This window comes from Sphingomonas sp. SphC10, assembly GCF_057004845.1.
The window spans coordinates 1,311,433-1,327,853 of the sequence record NZ_CM168044.1 but is presented as its reverse complement, the minus strand read 5'-3'; the positions used below and the strand labels follow the sequence as shown (position 1 = coordinate 1,327,853).

Genomic DNA, 16,421 nt, shown 5'->3' with positions numbered 1-16,421 from the left:
GAACGGGTGATGGAGAGGCCATCGCCCGTTCTCAACGCGTCGTCAGGCTGGAATTCCCTGCGCTGCGGGCAGCTTAGCAATGTCGGAGGATTCGACCCAGAGGTTGATGCCCCCATCCTGTGCGGCCTGGTCGATCATGGCCAATTCATCGGCGGTAAAATCAAGCCGCGCCACCGCATCGAGCGAGTCGTCCAGCTGCTCCACCGTCCGCGCGCCGATCAGTGCGGATGTGACACGCGGGTCGCGCAGCACCCAGGCGATCGCCATCTGCGCCAGCGTCTGCCCGCGCGCCTGGGCGATGTCGTTCAGCCGTCGGATCGCGGCCAGATTTTGCTCGGTCAGCAGCGACTGCGACAGAGAGCCGCCCCGGCTGGCACGGGCATCCTGCGGCACGCCGTCCAGATACTTGCCCGTCAACATGCCCTGCGCCAGTGGCGAAAAGGCGATGCAGCCCGTGCCCAGCTCCTCCAGCGTGGCCAGCAGCTCGGGCTCGACCCAGCGGTTCAGGATCGAATAGCTCGGCTGGTGGATGAACAGCGGCACCTTCTCCTCCGCCAGGATCGCCGCCGCGCGTCGGGTCAGCCCCGCATCATAGGAAGAAATCCCGACATAGAGCGCCTTACCTTGGCGATGAAGCTGGACCAGCGCGCCCATCGTCTCTTCGAGCGGCGTCGTGGGGTCGACACGGTGCGAATAGAAGATGTCGACATAATCGACGCCCATCCGCTTCAGGCTCTGGTCGCAACTGGCGATCAGGTATTTCTTCGACGAACCGATATCGCCATAGGGCCCCGGCCACATGTCCCAGCCCGCCTTGGTCGACAGGATCAGTTCGTCGCGGTGGCCAGCAAAGTCGGTCGCCATCACCCGCCCGAAATTCTCCTCGGCCGAGCCGTAGGGCGGCCCGTAATTGTTCGCGAGGTCGAAATGGGTGACGCCCCGGTCGAAGGCCCTGCGCAGGATCGCACGGCCCGTCTCGAAGACATCGGTCCCGCCGAAATTCTGCCACAGCCCCAGGCTGATCGCGGGCAGCTTCAGCCCGCTGCGTCCGGTCCGGCGATAGGGCATCCGGCCGTCATAACGCGCGGGGTCGGCCATATAGGGTTCGGGAAAAGCCATGGCGAAAATCCTCTCTGTTCGGCGGCGGCTCTACGCCGCGCGAGCGTCGCCGCCAATGGCATGGGTCAAGCCAGCAACTCGCCCAGCCGCGCCAGCCGATCGGCGGGACTGTCGTGCCGTTCCTTCAGGAGATGACGACCGTCCTTCTCCTCCAGCCCCTCGATACCGTTCAGGTCGGGTTGCTGGCCGTGCGGGGTCAGTGCGATGGCGGCGGGTCCCGCATCGATCCGCGCGATCGACCGCGCCCGCATCCGCTCGCGCAACCGGGCCAGCGACAACAGCGTGGCGGCATCGTCCGGCAGTTCGCCGAACCGATCCTCCATTTCCGCCTCGAACGCATCGAGCCTGGCATCGTCGCGCAGCCGCCCCAACCGGGCATAAAGTGAAATGCGCAAATCCTCATCGGGAATCCAGGCCTCGGGCAGGCGACCCTCCATCCCGATGCGAAGCTCCGGCGTCCAGCGTTCGACCGTCTCGCCGCGCGCGGTGCGCAGCGCATCCTCCAGCAATTGCTGGTACAGTTCGACTCCGATCAGCCGCATGTGACCGGCCTGGGTATCGCCCAGCAGATCGCCCGCGCCGCGCATATCGAGGTCGCGCGCGCTGATCGCGAACCCCGCGCCCAGCCTGTCGAATGCCTCCAGCGTGCGCAGCCGTTTCAGGGTGCGCGGCGCGATGGCATCCTCGCCCTTGGCGAACAGCAGGACCTGCCCGCGGCGATGCCCGCGCCCGACGCGTCCGCGCAGCTGGTGCAGCTGCGCCAGGCCGAAACGGTCGGCATGGACGATGGCCATGGTGTTGGCGCGCGGCACGTCCAGCCCCGCCTCGATGATGTTGGTCGCCAGCAGGACATCGCCCTCACCCCGGCCGAAGCGGACCATGACGTCGTCGATCTCCGCAGCGGGCAGCTTGCCATGCGCCTGCATGACCTCCAGCTCGGGTACGATCTGGGCGAGCTTTTCGGCGAGCGGCGCCATGTCGGCGATACGCGGCACCACGACAAAGCTCTGCCCGCCGCGCGACCGCTCGCGCAGCAGCGCCGCCCGCAGCGTCTCGGGGGAGAAGGTCGAGACGGCGGTGCGGATGGGCTGCCGCCGGGCGGGCGGGGTGGCGATCATCGACAGCTGACGCAAGCCCACCAGCGCGGCCTGGAGCGTGCGCGGGATCGGCGTGGCGGACAGGGTCAGTACATGACCCGAAGACAGCGCCTGGAGCCGGGCCTTGTCGGCGGCACCGAAACGCTGCTCCTCGTCGACGATGACCAGTGCCAGGTCCTTGTAGGTCACGCCTTTGGCCGCGACCGCGCCGGTGCCTATGACGATGCGGATGCTGCCATCGGCCAGCCCCGCCTTGACCTTGCGCTTTTCGGCGGCGGTGGACAGGCGTGATAGGCCGGCGACCGCGATGCCCGCTTCCTCGAACCGCGTCGCGAAGCTGTCGAGATGCTGCCGGGCCAGCACGGTGGTCGGCGCAGCCACCACCACCTGCCGCCCGGCGAGTGCGGCGATGGCGGCGGCGCGCAGGGCGACCTCGGTCTTGCCGAAGCCGACATCGCCGACGACCAGCCGGTCCATCGGGCGGCCGGAGGCGAGATCGGCGCGCACCGCCTCGATGGCGGTCAACTGGTCCGGGGTCTCGCTATACGGAAATCCCGCCGCGAACCGCTCATAATCCGCGACGGGAGGATCGAGTACGGGCGCATGACGCTCGGCGCGCTCTGCAGCCATATCGGTCAGCTGACGCGCGGTCGTCGCGATCGCCTCGTCGATGCCGCGCCGTCGTTCGTGCCAGCTCTTGCCGTCCAGCGTGTCCAGGCGAACCGCGTCGTCCTCGCCGCCATAGCGCCACAGCCGGTCGGCTTCGGCGACGGGGACCAGTCGGGTCGCATCGCGTGCATATTCCAGCTTGATCGCGTCGCCCGACACCCCGTCCTGCCCGTCGATCGTCTCCAGCCCGACGACGGTGGCGATGCCGTGATCCTCGTGGATGACGGTGTCGCCGACCCGGATTTCGGCAGTCTGCATCAGCGACAGGTCGACATGCGGGATGGCCCCGTCCTCCCGCTCGGCACGGCTGCCCAGCAGATCGGCGGCGCTGACCGCGAGGATAGCGTCGCGCGCAAAGCCGCGCTCGGCGGGTGCCACAAGCGTCAGGAGCGATCCGGCCTTGGCCTTCGATATGGCCTGCCAGCTTTCGGCCCGCTCTGCGGTCTTGCGCAGGACATTGTCGACCCGCTTGCCCAGGAAGCGCAGGTCGCGTTCGCTGCCGATCAGGACGACGCGCGTGCCCTCCTTTATCGCAGCGCGGGCGGTGGCGGCGAAGTCGCGCAGGGGCGAACGGCTCTCGACGAAGCGCGGCGGGGGCTCGGCGATGCGGGCGATCTCGGCGGTTTGGCGTTGATCAAGCGCCTTCTTCCAGTGACGCTCATCGATCATGTCGCGGGCCGCGCGCTTCGATCCGCGCTTGGCGACATCGGCGCTCAGCAGCAATAGGCGGCGGCGACGCTCATCGGCGGCGGGCTCGATAATGACACAGGCGCCGGGGAGGTGATCGAGCAGGCTGGTCTGCGTCTGCCCGAGCGGCGGTTCGGCCACGCGGCCCAGTTCCCGGCGTTCGATCTCGCCGGTGCTCCGCTGATCGGCGGGGTCGTAGGATCGGATCGCGATGATCCGGCCGTCCGCGACCTCGACGCGCAAGGGCTGTTCGGCGTCGGCGGGAAACACGTCCAGCACATGGCCGCGCAGCGCGACTTCGCCGGGCTCGTCGACCCGTTCGTCGGCGATATAGCCCAGGTCGAGCAGCATCGCGTGGAGATCCGCCAGATCGCACGCGTCGTCGATCGCGACACAGGGCGGCTCGGCGGCGAAGGTCTCCGGCGGCGGCAGCGCGCGGGCCAGCGACTCGCCGGAAGTGACGAGGGCGATGCGGCCCCGGTCCTTCGCCGCCAGCGTCATCTGTGCACGATGCAGCGCTGACACGCGCTGCCCCACATTGGCGGGCGAGGCGGGTGCGTCGTCGCCCGGCAGGGCGTCGGAACCGGGGCAGAACAGGATGGTCGCGTCGGGGGACATCGCCTCCAGCATCCGCGTCACGCCCAGCGCGCGCGTCTCATCGGTGACGGCCAGGATGATGTCGGATCGGTCGAGGATTTCCGCCGCCCCCGCCGCCAGTTCGGCGATGCCGGGCAGCGGTACGGGGCCGTCCCCGGTGGGAGGCATGGTGGCGATCTCGGCTTTAGACAACATGCGCAACGACCGGCACTCCAGCAAAGATGGCGGGGCTTTTCGAACGGGCGGCGACGTTGGGCGTTCCGCTGGAGTTCAAAGACTTATCGCCGCCGATTGGCGGAACCCTATCGGGCCTCGGCACTTCATGGCCGGGACGGTTGATCCATATCGATGATCGACATCAGCACGCGCCGCCGGCCGCACTGTCCAAGGAGAATGACGATGGATCTGGGTATCAAGGGGCGCATCGCGCTCATCAGCGGCGCGGACTCTGGCATGGGCAAGGAAACCGCGCGCCTGCTGCTGGAGGCGGGCGTACGCGTCGCGCTGACCGACAAGCCGGACGGGACGCTGGACGAAGCGGTCGAAGAATTGTCGCCGCTGGGCGAGGTGATCGCGGTCACGGGCGACGTCACTCATGTCGAGGCGGTGCGGGCCATCTGGACCGAGGTCCGCGAGCGGCTGGGCGACCCCGATATCTATGTGAACGCTGCGGGCGTGACCGGCGCGACGGGCGATTTCCTGGAGATCGACGACAAGGGCTGGCATGAGACGATCGATATCGACCTGATGGGCGCGGTGCGCATGTGTCGAGAGGCGATCCCGACGATGCGCAGCAAAGGCTGGGGCCGGATCGTGCTGTTCGCCTCCGAGGATGCGGTGCAGCCCTATATCGACGAACTGCCCTATTGCGCGGCGAAGGCGGGTATCCTCAGCCTGGCCAAGGGGCTGTCCAAGGCTTACGGCCCCGACAATGTGCTGGTGAACACCGTCTCGCCCGCCTTCATCGCGACGCCGATGACCGACAAGATGATGGAGAAGCGCGCCGAGGAAAAGGGCATGAGCTTCGACGAGGCGATCGAGACGTTCCTGGACGAGGAACGCCCCGGCATGGCGCTGAAGCGGCGCGGACGCCCCGAAGAGGTCGCCGCCGCCGTCGCCTTCCTGGTGTCGGAACGGGCGAGCTTCATCAACGGGGCTGGCATCCGCGTCGACTCCGGTTCCGTCTTCACCATCGCGGGCTGATCCGGCGCGACTTGGCGTCGGCTCGCCGATCGGCTTATACCCTCTCAAAAGCTGAGAGGGGATGGCAATGAAAAGAATGACTTGGTGGCTGGCAGGCGTCATGTTGCTGGCCACCGGGGCGTCCGCCCAGCAGGTCGAGGCTCCGTCGCTCGGTGCGACCAACTATGCCTATGACGGCGCAATGGCTGCACCGGCCACGCGGCCGAGTTTCGGCGACGAGTTCAACGGGGCGATCGACCAGCGGCGCTGGCGCTGGGACACGGGCCAGAACAAGACCGGCTGGCCCAATCACGAACTGCAATATTATGCCGGTCCCGACCGGACCAACGCCCGGATCGAGAAGGGCGCATTGGTCGTCGAGGCGCGGGCGGAGGCGCTGCGCAACGAGCCGGATTGGGGCGGCCAGCGCTATAGCTCGGCGAAGCTGGTGGCGAAGCAGACGCTGGGCTACGGCTTCTACGAAGTGCGCGCACAGCTACCCTGCGGGCGGGGCATGTGGCCCGCCATCTGGCTGTTGCCAATGGACGGATCGCGCTGGCCCGACGGCGGCGAGATCGACATCATGGAGATGGTCGGCTTCGACCCAGATGTGATCCACGCAACCGTCCATTCCGCCGCCTTTAATCACCGCCTGAAGACTCAGCGCGGTGCCGAGGTGCGCGTGGCGGGGGCGTGCACGGACTATCACCGCTATCAGCTGGAATGGACGCCCGAGACGATCACGATCGGCGTCGACGGGCGGGCCTATATGCGCGTGAGGAACGACCGGCCGGGCGGCGCGGCGGCCTGGCCGTTCACGCGGCCCTATTCGCTGATCCTGAACCTGGCGGTCGGGGGTGACTGGGGCGGGCAGAAGGGTGTGGACGACGCCGCGCTGCCCCAGGCGATGAAGGTGGATTATGTGCGCTATTGGAAACGGTAAGCCCATTCCTCCCCTGTAACGGGAGGGATTAGAGCAGCGTTCCCGACAGGATGGCGAGCGCGATGCTGAAATAGATCACCAGCCCGGTCACATCGACCAAAGTCGCGACGAACGGCGCCGAGGCGCTGGCCGGATCGAAGCCGAGGCGTTGCAGCAGGAAGGGCAGCATCGACCCCGCCAGTGAGCCGAAGGTCACGATGCCGACCAGCCCGGTGCCGACCGTAGTCGCCACCAGCACCCAGTGCGGGCCGTAATCGTAGAAGCCGAGCGTCTGCCAAAGCGCGATCCGCGCCATGCCCAGCAGCCCCAGGATCGCCCCCAGCGTCATACCCGCCGGAAGCTCGCGCAGCGCCACCCGCCACCAGTCGCGCAGGCGGACCTGGCCCAGCGCCAGCGCTCGGATGATCAGCGAGGTGGCCTGGCTGCCGCTATTGCCGCCCGAGCTCATGATCAGCGGGATGAACAGGGTCAGCACGACCGCACGCTCCAGCTCGGACTCGAAATGCTGCATCGCGCTGGCGGTCAGCATTTCCGAGAAGAACAGGATGCTGAGCCACCCGGCGCGCTTGCGGATCATCGCGAGGAAGCCGGTTTCCAGATAGGGGCCGTCCAGCGCCTCGACGCCGCCGAACTTCTGCGTGTCCTCGGTATGCGCGGCGACCAGCGCGTCGAGCACGTCGTCGACCGTGACGATCCCCATCGGGCGGCCCTGTTCGTCGACCACGGGCAGTGCCAGCAGGTCGTGGCGGCGGATCAGATGCGCCACCTCCTCGCGGTCGGTGCGTGGCGCGACGGTGATCGGGTCATGCCCGCGCGCCAGGTCGATCGCGCGCGATGTCGGCTCGGCGGCGATCAACTGGCGCAGCGAGACGGTGGCGACCAGGCGCCCCTGCGGCTCCAACAGGAAGACGGAATAGACGGTTTCGCGGCTCCGCTCGACGGTGCGGATATGCGCCAGCACCTCGGCGACGGTCGCGTCGGCGGAAGAGGCGACATATTCGGTCGTCATCATGCCACCCGCGCTGTCGGGCGGCCAGCGCAGCAGCGTATCGATCGACGCGACGACGGGGGCGGGCAGCTCGGCACGGATCGCAAGGGCGTCGCCCTCGTCCATGTCGGTCAGCACGTCGGCGGCGCGGTCCTCGGCCATTTGCGACAGCAGGGCGGCGGCGCGCGGCGCGGTCAGGTGCGCGAGGATATCGGCGGCCGAGCGCAGTTCGGGGCTGTCGAGCACGGCGACGGCACGTGCGTCGGGCATTTGCGTCAGGGCGTCGGCCGCTTCCTCGACGGAAAGCGACTGCAGCGTATCGACGAGATCGGCGATGGACAGGCCGCGCCGGGAGGAACGGAAACCGGCGGCAACACCGGCAATCAGATCGTTGACCATTTCAAACCTTTCGTCCGCACGACCCGGGGCGGACGAAAGCCAGTTGCGAAACTAGCGGACGACCCCGAGGCGTGCGGCGCTACTGGAACTGTCGCTGGACATGTTCTCGCTTTCTGGAACGACGCGGGGGCTCCCACGCCTGAGCCGCCCTCTGATCCTCAAGGTCGCGATCGTCAACACCTGCGGCGAACCTGACGAAATTTTAATCCGGGCGCCAAGGATTCAGCCGGGCGGCTCCGTCTGGAGGGGCAAAGGCACATAAAGGGGACCTTATTCGTGCATCGCCTGCTCTTCGCCTCGACCGCCACGCTTGCGCTGGCGGCGGGGACGGCCGCCTCGGCCCAGACCGTGATCGATACCAAGCGGACGACACCGGTCCGTACCGCCACCGTCAATAACGGGGCCGCCGCCGATATCAGCATCGTCGCGGCGGGCAGTGTGGTGACGACCGGCAGCGGCACGGCCGTCACGCTCGACAGCAACAACAAGCTGAGCAACGCGGGGACGATCCAGACGACCGACGCCAATGACGCGGTCGGCATCGGCGCGGCGGCGGGTGTGAAGGGCGATATCACGAACACCGGCAAGATCGTCATCGACGAGACCTATACGCCGGTCGATATCGACAAGGACGGCGACCTGGACGGCCCCTTTGCGCAAGGGGCGCGGCGGACCGGCATCCGTACGGCGGGAGCCTTCACCGGCAATATCACCAATGGCGGTGAGATCACCGTGGAGGGCAACGACTCGGCGGGGATTTACCTGAACGGGCCGCTGACCGGCAATCTGGTCCAGTCGGGCAAGGTCAATGTGCTGGGCGACCGCTCGGTCGGCGTACGCACGGGGGCCGTGTCGGGCAATGTCACGATCGGCGGCACGATCGTCGCGATCGGCGAAGCTGCGGTCGGCGCGCGGATCGACGGCGATATCAGCGGCGCGTTGAATATCGAGGGCGGGATCGGCTCGACCGGCTATCGCTACACCACGCCGCCGGCCGATGTGTCGAAGCTCGACCCCGACGATCTGCTCCAGGGCGGGTCGGCGCTGGTCGTGGGCGGCAATGTCGCGGGCGGCATCACGCTGGGCAATGCGACCGGCAAGGCGGCGGACCTCGTCACCAACGGTGCCGCGCCGACGATGCAGATCGGATCGGCGACCCGCGCGGTCGTGATCGGCGCGACCGGCGGCGCGACGCCCGCGCCAGGGTTGGTCGTCAATGGCCGCATCACCTCGGCCGGAGTCTATAGCGGCGTGCGCTCGACGGCACTGGCGATCGGCGGGCTGGGCGGCAACGTCCAGATCGCGCAAGGCGTCGCTATCGGCGGCACGGTGCAGGCGACCGCCAATGGCGCGGAAGCGACCGCGATCCGCTTCGGCGCGGGAGCCTCGACGCCCGAGTTACGCAATGGCGGTACCATCTCGGCAACTGGCGGCGGTGCGCCGGGCGTGCTGACCACCGCCGTCCTGATCGAGGCGGGGGCTTCGCTGCCGACGATCCGCAATACCGGGTCGATCCGGGCGGCGTCCACGTCGGCCAATGCGACCGCGATCCTCGACCGCACCGGCGGCCTGACCCTGGTCGAGAATGCGGGTACCATCGCGGGCGCAGGTGCGGACAGTTCGCGCAGCGTGGCGATCGATCTGTCGGCGAACACCAGCGGCGCGGTCGTGCGCCAGATCGCGCCCGCCACCGGAGCCGCCGCGCCTAGCATCACCGGTGCGATCCGCTTCGGCAGCGGTGATGACCGGCTTCAGATCGGCGCTGGATCGGTCAGCGGGGATGTCAGCTTCGGATCCGGCACCAACCGGCTGGAGATGAGCGGCATCGGCACCTATGCAGGCACCGCGACCTTTGGCACCGGGGCGGACACGCTGACCATCGGCGACACCGCGCGCTTCAACGGTGTGGCGGATTTTGCGGGGCAGGGGCAGGACCTGCTGGCGATCACCGGCAAGGGCGTCTTTGCCGGACGGCTTGCCAACGCGTCGCACGTCGCGGTGACGGTCGCGAACGGCGGCGGGACCTTTGCGGCGAACGGCGTGACCAACATCGCCTCGCTCAGCCTGGGCGACCAGTCGATCCTCAGCGTCGCGCTCGACAAGGCGAACCCGACCGCCAACCTGATCCAGGTCGGCGGCGCGACGACGATCGGGGCGAAAAGCCAGCTTGCCTTGCGCGTGTCGGGCGGGACGGACGTGACCGGCCGCTATGTCGTGTTGCGCTCCGGCACGCTGACCGGCGCGAACAATCTGACGCTCGCCCCCTCGGCCATGCCCTTCCTCTACAAGGGTGCGATCGTCGCGGCCCAGCCCAACGAGATCGCGGTCGAAGTCAGCCGCAAGGCCAAGACCGAATTGGGCCTCAGCAACGCAGGCGTCAGCGCCTTCGACGCGATCGACGCCGCGATCGGCCGCGATGCCAAGCTGTCCGACGCGATCCGGGGCATCTATGACGGCGCGGCCTTCCGGGGCGCGGTCGAACAGATGCTGCCCAACTATACCGGCAGCGTGTTCGAGGGCGTGACTTTGGCCTCGCGCGCGGCGGCGGCACAGCTTCGCGAACCGGCGGGCGAGTTCAGCGAGGAAGGCAAATGGGGCTATTGGCTGACCCCGCTCGGCTGGGACGCGTCGAAGGGCACCCGCTCGACCCGCAGCTATGACGTGCGCGGCTGGGGCATCAGCGGCGGTATCGAGCACAAGACCGATGCGGGCAATTTCGGCGCCTCGCTCTCCTACATGAGCGGTCGCGACAATGAGGGAACGGCGGTCAACCGCGTCAACCACACCCAATATGAGCTGGCCGGTTTCTGGCGCGCCCGCTGGGGTGCGCTGGCGGCGCAGGCACGCGGCTCGGCGGCCTTCCTGTCCTTCGACTCGCAGCGCCAGTTTAACGGCGTGATCGGCACCGAGGCGGTGCAACGCCGTGCAACCGGCGACTGGAAGGGCATGCTCTATTCCGGCTCGGGCTCGGTCTCGTGGGAGCATTGGGTCGGCCAGTTCAACGTACGTCCCATCCTGGCGGTCGACTATTATCGGTTGAACGAGGATGCCTATCGCGAGACGGGCGGTGGTACCGGCTATGACCTGACGGTGCGCAAGCGGACCAGCGACGAACTGGCGCTGACCGCCAGTGTTGCGGCGGGCATCAACTTCGGCGGTAATGACCGCTACTCGCAATGGAGCCGGCTGGAGGTCGAAGGCGGTCGGCGCGAGCGGATCGCCGGGACCTTGGGCCGTACGGTCGCCAGCTTCGGCGACGGCACGCCCTTCATCCTCGATCCCGAGGCCCGCAACGGCGGCTGGGTCGGGCGGGTGCGCGCGATCACCGGCACCAGCGAAATCCGCCTGAGCGGCGAGGTCAATGCAGAACAGCGGCTGGGCAATGTCGCGTTGTCGGCGCGAGCCGCCTTGCAATTCGCCTTTTGACAGGGTTCGTCCGCGTGCATCCCCCCTGTAGCGCGCGCGGACGACGGGAGCCCCACCTTGCGTCCCGGTGGGGCTCCTTTTCACGGGAGCCCGCTTCGTCTAAACGACGGCACTCCCAATGGATTTTGCTGGTTTCCACCATGCCGCCCACCGGGCTTGAGGCCGTTTTCCTTGCCAATCGCGACAAGCTCGTCCGTTTCCTGGCGGCGCGCGGGGCGGGCGATGCGGCGGAGGATCTGGTGCAGGACCTGTGGCTGAAGGTAGCGGTCCGGATGGACGGACCGATCGCCAATCCGCTGGCCTATCTCTACCGCGCCGCCGACATGCTGATGATCGATCGTTATCGGGCGCGGCGACAGGAAGAATTGCGCGAGCAGGATTGGGTGGAAGGAGAAGGTCCGGAGCCGCCTCCCGGTGCCGAACGCGCAGTGGCGGCGCGCCAGACCGCCGAACAGGTCGCCGCCACGCTGGCAGGCCTGGGGGAGCGTCCCGCCGCCGTCTTTCGCCGCGTTCGGGTCGACGGTATCCCCCAGCGTCAGGTCGCGGCCGAGCTGGGCGTCAGTATCAGCACCGTCGAGAGCGATCTCCGCATGGCGGCCCATGCGCTGGCCGCGCTGAAGGAACGGACCGAATGAGCCAGGACCGTATTTCCCCCGCGCACGGCATCGATACGGTCGCGCTCGACTGGGCGCTGCGCATGGCCGATCCGGTGAGCGCCGACTGGGACGCCTTTACCGAGTGGCTTGAGGCCGATCCCGGCCATGCCGAACGGTACGACCGGGCGGCCGCGATCCTGATGGATGCCGAGGAGGCGCTGTCGGTGCAACCCGAGGTCCCGGCGCCCGTCGCGATCGCGCCGGAGCCGGTGCGGCGGCATCCGCTGCGCTGGATCGGCGGGGCCATGGCGGCGGCGCTGATCGGTACAATCGGCGTGACCGCCTGGCAGGATCGGCCCCAACCCTATGCGGTCGAGACGGCCGCCGGGGAGACCCGCCGCATCCCGCTGTCGGATGGCAGTAGCGTCACCCTGGCGGGGCTGAGCCGGGTCGAGCTGGACCATGCCGAACCGCGCCGGGCGGTGCTGGCTCGTGGCGAGGCGCTGTTCCAGGTGCGGCATGATGCGCAGCACCCCTTTGCGGTTCAGGCTGGGACACTGGCCCTGGTCGATCTGGGCACGGTGTTCGACGTACGAATGGGCGGGCAAACCCGTGTCGCCGTGGCCGAGGGGGCGGTGATGGTCGACCCGAAGGGGGCCGCGCTCCGTCTCGACGCCGGGCAGGCGGTGACGGTCGATGGCGACCGACTGATCCGATCGGCCGTGGAGCCCGAAGAGGTCGGCGGCTGGCGCGAGGGCAGGCTGGCCTTTGATGGTGCGCCGCTGGGTGTGGTCGCGGAGGATGTGTCGCGCTTCCTGGCCCGGCCGGTGACAGTCGCGCCCGCCATCGCCGCGCGGCCCTTCCGGGGGACGATCGACCTGGAAGCGGTCCGGCGCGATCCGGCGGTGCTGGGGCCGCTGATGGATGTGAGGGTGCGGCGGGCCGCGACCGGCTGGATGCTGGAACCGCGCGAGTGAGATCCATCGGGGGCGGGATCGGATGTCTGGTGGCGGTGGTGGCGGCGATGCCCGCGACCGCCGCCGATCGCGTTTCGCTCGACCTGCCCGCCGGAACCGTGGGGGCGCAGGTGATGGCGCTGGGTCGCGTGGCGCGCGCCAATATCGTGGTCCCCGATGCCGGGCTATGGCGCCGCCCGGTACCTCCCTTGCGCGGGGCCTTGTCGATCGAACAGGCGCTGGCCGCCATCGCGCGCGGCAGCGGCGCGCGAGTCGAGGCGTTGGGACCCGGAAGCTGGCGACTGACCCCGCGCCTTCGCTCGCCCGCGCCGAGGCCGAAGCCGCGTCCACTGCCGCCATCGGACGTACAGGGCGAGGATGTCGTCGTCACCGCCAGCAAGCGCGACACGACCCGCGACCACTTTGCGGGGCAGGTGGTGCAAGTGGCGGGGGCCGATCTGGAGCTGGGCGGGGCGGGCGGAACGTCGAAGCTGGCCGACCGGATGACGGCTATCGCCTCCACCTATCTGGGTGCCGGGCGCAACAAGCTGTTCATCCGGGGCATAGCGGATTCGAGCTTCACCGGCCCGACCCAGGCGACCGTCGGCCAGTATTTCGGCGACCTGCGCCTCAGCTACAATGCGCCCGATCCCGATCTGCGACTGGCCGATCTCGCGGCGGTCGAGGTGCTGGAGGGGCCGCAAGGCACCCTGTATGGCGCGGGATCGCTGGGCGGCCTGATCCGGCTGGTGCCCAATGCGCCCGACCCGACGCAGTTCGGGGGTTCGGCGATGCTGGGCGGTTCGGCCACCACCAACGGCGCGCCGGGGGTGGATGCGCAGGCGGTGCTGAACGTGCCCGTCATCGCCGACCGGCTGGCGATCCGACTGGTCGCGGACAGCGCGAGCGAGGGCGGCTATATCGACAAGCCGCTGCTCGGCCGTACCGACGTCAACCGCACCCGCATCGCGGGCGGTCGCGCGGCGGTGAAGGCCGATCTGGGCGGCGGCTGGAGCATCGAGGCGGTCGGCATCGGCCAGCGCATTCGTGGCGCCGACAGCCAATATGCCGATCGTGAAGGCCCGCCGCTGACCCGCTCGGCACCCGTCACCGAGGGTTTCTCCGCCGATTTCGGGCAGGCGCAGCTGATCCTGTCCGGCCGGATCGGGCAGGTGCGCTTCCGCTCCAGCAGCGGCGTCACGGCGCACGACCTGATGGAGCGGTATGACGCGACCCCGCCGGGTGGTCCCGTCCAGCTGTTCGCCCAGGCCAATGCCACCCGGATGCAGGCCAACGAGACCCGCGCCTGGCATTCCGCGCCGGACGGATCGGGCTGGCTGGCGGGGTTCAGCTATGTTCACAACCGCACCCGGCTGACGCGGCTGTTCGGCGAGCCGGGTGAGTTGCTGCCGCGCACCGGCGTCGTCAACACGGTGGAAGAGGCGACGCTCTATGGCGAGGCGAGCCTGAGGCTGTTACCCGGCCTGCTCACCACCGGCGGCCTGCGCGTCACCCGGTCCGTGCTGGACGGAGCGGGCGAGGATTTGCCGCTTGCCTTGTCGTTTCAGGCGCTGGCCAGGCTGCGTGAAGTAACCGCGCGGCGGGCGCAGACGATCCTGCTACCCTCCGCTTCGGCGCTGATCGACCTGACGCCCGGCGCGCAGCTGTTCCTGCGCTATCAGCAGGGGTTTCGTCCCGGCGGGTTGACGATCGAGGGGCCGCTGGTCCGCCGGTTCCGCAACGACCGGGTCGCGACCATCGAGGCGGGCCTGCGCAGCGGACAGCCGGGGCGGGACCGCTTCGACGGATCGCTGACACTGGCGCACACGGCTTGGCGCGACATTCAGGCCGACTTCATCGACGCCACCGGCCTGCCCAGCACCGCCAATATCGGCGACGGCCAGCTCTGGACCCTAGAGGCGCTGGCGGGCTTTCGTATCGCCCCGGGGCTGAGGGTGGAGGGCGCGATCTCCTATAATGACAGCCGCATCGACGAGCCGTCGAGCGCGCAGGCCTTTGCATTGATGGACGGGCAGGCCGCCGACCGGGCGATGATCCTGGCGCGGTTGAGCCAGATTCCCAATATCGCGCGCTTCACCGGCCGGGCGGGGGCGGTCTATCGCCGCACCTTGCCGGGCGGGCGGGACCTGCGGGTCGACGGCTGGTTGCGTTATGTCGGATCGTCGCGGCTGGGCGTCGGGCCGATCCTGGGCGAGCGGCAGGGCAGCTATCTGGACAGCGGCGTGACCGCGCGACTGGGGCTGGGCCGCTACGGGTTGACCGCCGGTATCGCCAACCTGGCCGATGTGCGCGGCAATCGCTTCGCCCTGGGCACGCCCTTTACGACGGGGCGGGATCAGGTGACGCCGCTGCGGCCGCGCACGCTTCGGATCGGGCTCGACGCCGCCTTCTGATCAGCGGCGGGTGAACAGCGACAGCGGGATGGCGTCCGCCATGGCGCGATAGCCCGCCATGCTGGGGTGCAGGTGATCGCCGGTGTCATAGGCGGGGAGCAGCCGGTCGGGCTTGGCGGGATCGCGCACCACCCGGTCGAAATCGACCACGCCGTCGAAAATGCCCGCCGTTCGGATGAAGCGGTTGATCGCCTGCCGGTCGGCCTCGGTTTCCGGGCCGGGATGATAATAGTCATTGCCCTGGAACGGCGTGATCGTGCCGACGATCAGCTTGATGCCATGGGCATGTGCGCGCTCCGCCAGCTGGCGATAGGCTTGGGTAATCCGCTTCACCATCGCTTGATGCGTGGCGGCGTCGACCGGTTGCTCGCGGGTCAGAACGCCCAGATCGTTGACGCCCTCCAGCAGGATCGCATGGGTCACGCCCGGTCGCGCGATCACGTCGCGGTCGAAGCGGGCCATGAGATTGGGGCCAAGCCCGTCGAGCAGCACCCGGTTGCCGCCGATCCCGGCATTGACGACGGAAAAGCTCCGCGTGGCAGGCGAGGCGGCCAGCCGGCGTGCCAGATCGTCGGGCCAGCGGGTGTTGCTGTCGTCGGTGATGCCATAGCCATCGGTGATCGAGTCGCCGATCGTCACGACCGTCTGCTTCTGGACGGCGTCGCGCACCTCGATATCCGACAAGGCCCACCATCCGCCGATGACCTGCGCATCGGGCAGCGCGTTCCGCGCCGTGGCGTCGCCCGCCGTCAGGAAGGTCTTGGAGCGCGCGCCCGAATGGCCGGTCGGGGTGGTCACGGCTTCTGGAAAATAGAGGCTGACCGCCACGTCCCGCCCCGCCTCGACCGGCAGCGTGACGGGGTCGGAATAGAGTTCGGCCCCCGGCGGCACGATCACGTCTGTGGCACCGTCGAAGCGGATCGGAAGGATCGCGGACACGTCCGAGCGGCCCGGCGTCGCCAGCCCGATGCTGGCCGCTCCGATCTTTAGCGGGGTCGCGCCGGCGATGTTGGACAGACGCAGGCGGAGAGTCTTGCCGCTCGCGGTCAGATGGACGATCTGGCGGATGGTGGCAGGGCCGGTCTTGGCGAGCTTGTCGGCATTCGCGCCGTCGATCCGCATCTGCGACGAACCCCAGGCCGGGATCCAGCGCGCGCCCGGCATCGGCGCGGCGGCGGTCATCGCCGTGGCGATCGCGAACAGCCCTGCGGCCCGGTAAAACTGGCTGAACGGCGTCATGCCCATCCTCTCTCTCAACGATCCGCGCTTGCGGCTTTGCTGGATGGTAGCGATAACGGGCGGGAAATCCAATGAAGAACGCCCCGCTTATCAAGGACGGGGCGAGGAG

General features: G+C 68.7%; 10 protein-coding genes. 6 read left to right on the top strand and 4 right to left on the bottom strand.

From position 1 onward, the window contains the following. Positions 1-42: 42 nt before the first annotated feature. Together mgrA and ACWKSV_RS05850 are read right to left on the bottom strand one after the other, a co-directional pair. Positions 43-1,119 carry an L-glyceraldehyde 3-phosphate reductase gene (mgrA, locus tag ACWKSV_RS05855; RefSeq protein ID WP_076716510.1) on the bottom strand — a complete coding sequence of 359 codons (1,077 nt, stop codon included), beginning with the start codon at positions 1,117-1,119 and terminating at the stop codon, positions 43-45. Between the two features lie 65 nt (positions 1,120-1,184). Beyond that, complete coding sequence (locus ACWKSV_RS05850; RefSeq protein WP_483666912.1) at positions 1,185-4,364, bottom strand: helicase-related protein; 3,180 nt, start codon at positions 4,362-4,364, stop codon at positions 1,185-1,187. Positions 4,365-4,568: 204 nt separating this feature from the next. Between ACWKSV_RS05850 and ACWKSV_RS05845 the strand changes: the two genes are divergently transcribed. Together ACWKSV_RS05845 and ACWKSV_RS05840 are read left to right on the top strand one after the other, a co-directional pair. Beyond that, on the top strand, positions 4,569-5,372 hold the full coding sequence (locus ACWKSV_RS05845; RefSeq protein WP_076718206.1) for an SDR family NAD(P)-dependent oxidoreductase: 804 nt from the start codon (positions 4,569-4,571) through the stop codon (positions 5,370-5,372). 67 nt (positions 5,373-5,439) lie between these two features. After that, positions 5,440-6,294 (top strand): glycoside hydrolase family 16 protein, encoded by an 855-nt coding sequence (locus ACWKSV_RS05840; RefSeq protein ID WP_156884293.1) that lies wholly within the window; start codon positions 5,440-5,442, stop codon positions 6,292-6,294. A 28-nt stretch (positions 6,295-6,322) separates the two neighbouring features. Here the strand turns inward: ACWKSV_RS05840 and mgtE are convergent, their stop codons facing one another. Continuing rightward, positions 6,323-7,681: a magnesium transporter gene (mgtE, locus tag ACWKSV_RS05835; protein ID WP_076716507.1), complete on the bottom strand. Its 1,359-nt coding sequence runs from the start codon at positions 7,679-7,681 to the stop codon at positions 6,323-6,325. A 276-nt stretch (positions 7,682-7,957) separates the two neighbouring features. Between mgtE and ACWKSV_RS05830 the strand changes: the two genes are divergently transcribed. From ACWKSV_RS05830 to ACWKSV_RS05815, 4 genes are all read left to right on the top strand, one after another. Then, complete coding sequence (locus ACWKSV_RS05830) at positions 7,958-11,107, top strand: autotransporter outer membrane beta-barrel domain-containing protein (protein ID WP_076716505.1); 3,150 nt, start codon at positions 7,958-7,960, stop codon at positions 11,105-11,107. 140 nt (positions 11,108-11,247) lie between these two features. After that, a complete protein-coding gene (locus tag ACWKSV_RS05825) occupies positions 11,248-11,742 on the top strand; it encodes an RNA polymerase sigma factor (protein WP_191864531.1) in 495 nt (164 codons plus the stop codon). Beyond that, entirely contained in the window at positions 11,739-12,680 is a 942-nt protein-coding gene (locus tag ACWKSV_RS05820; RefSeq protein WP_076716504.1) for a FecR family protein, read from the top strand. The genes ACWKSV_RS05825 and ACWKSV_RS05820 overlap by 4 nt, the downstream gene beginning before the upstream one ends. After that, positions 12,677-15,073 carry a TonB-dependent receptor gene (locus tag ACWKSV_RS05815; RefSeq protein ID WP_335695347.1) on the top strand — a complete coding sequence of 799 codons (2,397 nt, stop codon included), beginning with the start codon at positions 12,677-12,679 and terminating at the stop codon, positions 15,071-15,073. The genes ACWKSV_RS05820 and ACWKSV_RS05815 overlap by 4 nt, the downstream gene beginning before the upstream one ends. Here ACWKSV_RS05815 and ACWKSV_RS05810 read toward each other — a convergent pair whose 3' ends face one another. Next, positions 15,074-16,312, bottom strand: coding sequence for an SGNH/GDSL hydrolase family protein (locus ACWKSV_RS05810; RefSeq protein WP_237243371.1), 1,239 nt, complete (start codon positions 16,310-16,312; stop codon positions 15,074-15,076). Between the last annotated feature and the right edge of the window lie 109 nt (positions 16,313-16,421).

Excerpts from the sequence above, each read along its gene's own strand:
- mgrA (WP_076716510.1), bottom strand. The coding sequence starts at position 1,119 with ATGGCTTTTCCCGAACCCTATATGGCCGACCCCGCGCGTTATGACGGC.
- ACWKSV_RS05850 (WP_483666912.1), bottom strand. The coding sequence starts at position 4,364 with ATGTTGTCTAAAGCCGAGATCGCCACCATGCCTCCCACCGGGGACGGC.
- ACWKSV_RS05845 (WP_076718206.1), top strand. The coding sequence starts at position 4,569 with ATGGATCTGGGTATCAAGGGGCGCATCGCGCTCATCAGCGGCGCGGAC.
- ACWKSV_RS05840 (WP_156884293.1), top strand. The coding sequence starts at position 5,440 with ATGAAAAGAATGACTTGGTGGCTGGCAGGCGTCATGTTGCTGGCCACC.
- mgtE (WP_076716507.1), bottom strand. The coding sequence starts at position 7,681 with ATGGTCAACGATCTGATTGCCGGTGTTGCCGCCGGTTTCCGTTCCTCC.
- ACWKSV_RS05825 (WP_191864531.1), top strand. The coding sequence starts at position 11,248 with ATGCCGCCCACCGGGCTTGAGGCCGTTTTCCTTGCCAATCGCGACAAG.
- ACWKSV_RS05820 (WP_076716504.1), top strand. The coding sequence starts at position 11,739 with ATGAGCCAGGACCGTATTTCCCCCGCGCACGGCATCGATACGGTCGCG.
- ACWKSV_RS05810 (WP_237243371.1), bottom strand. The coding sequence starts at position 16,312 with ATGACGCCGTTCAGCCAGTTTTACCGGGCCGCAGGGCTGTTCGCGATC.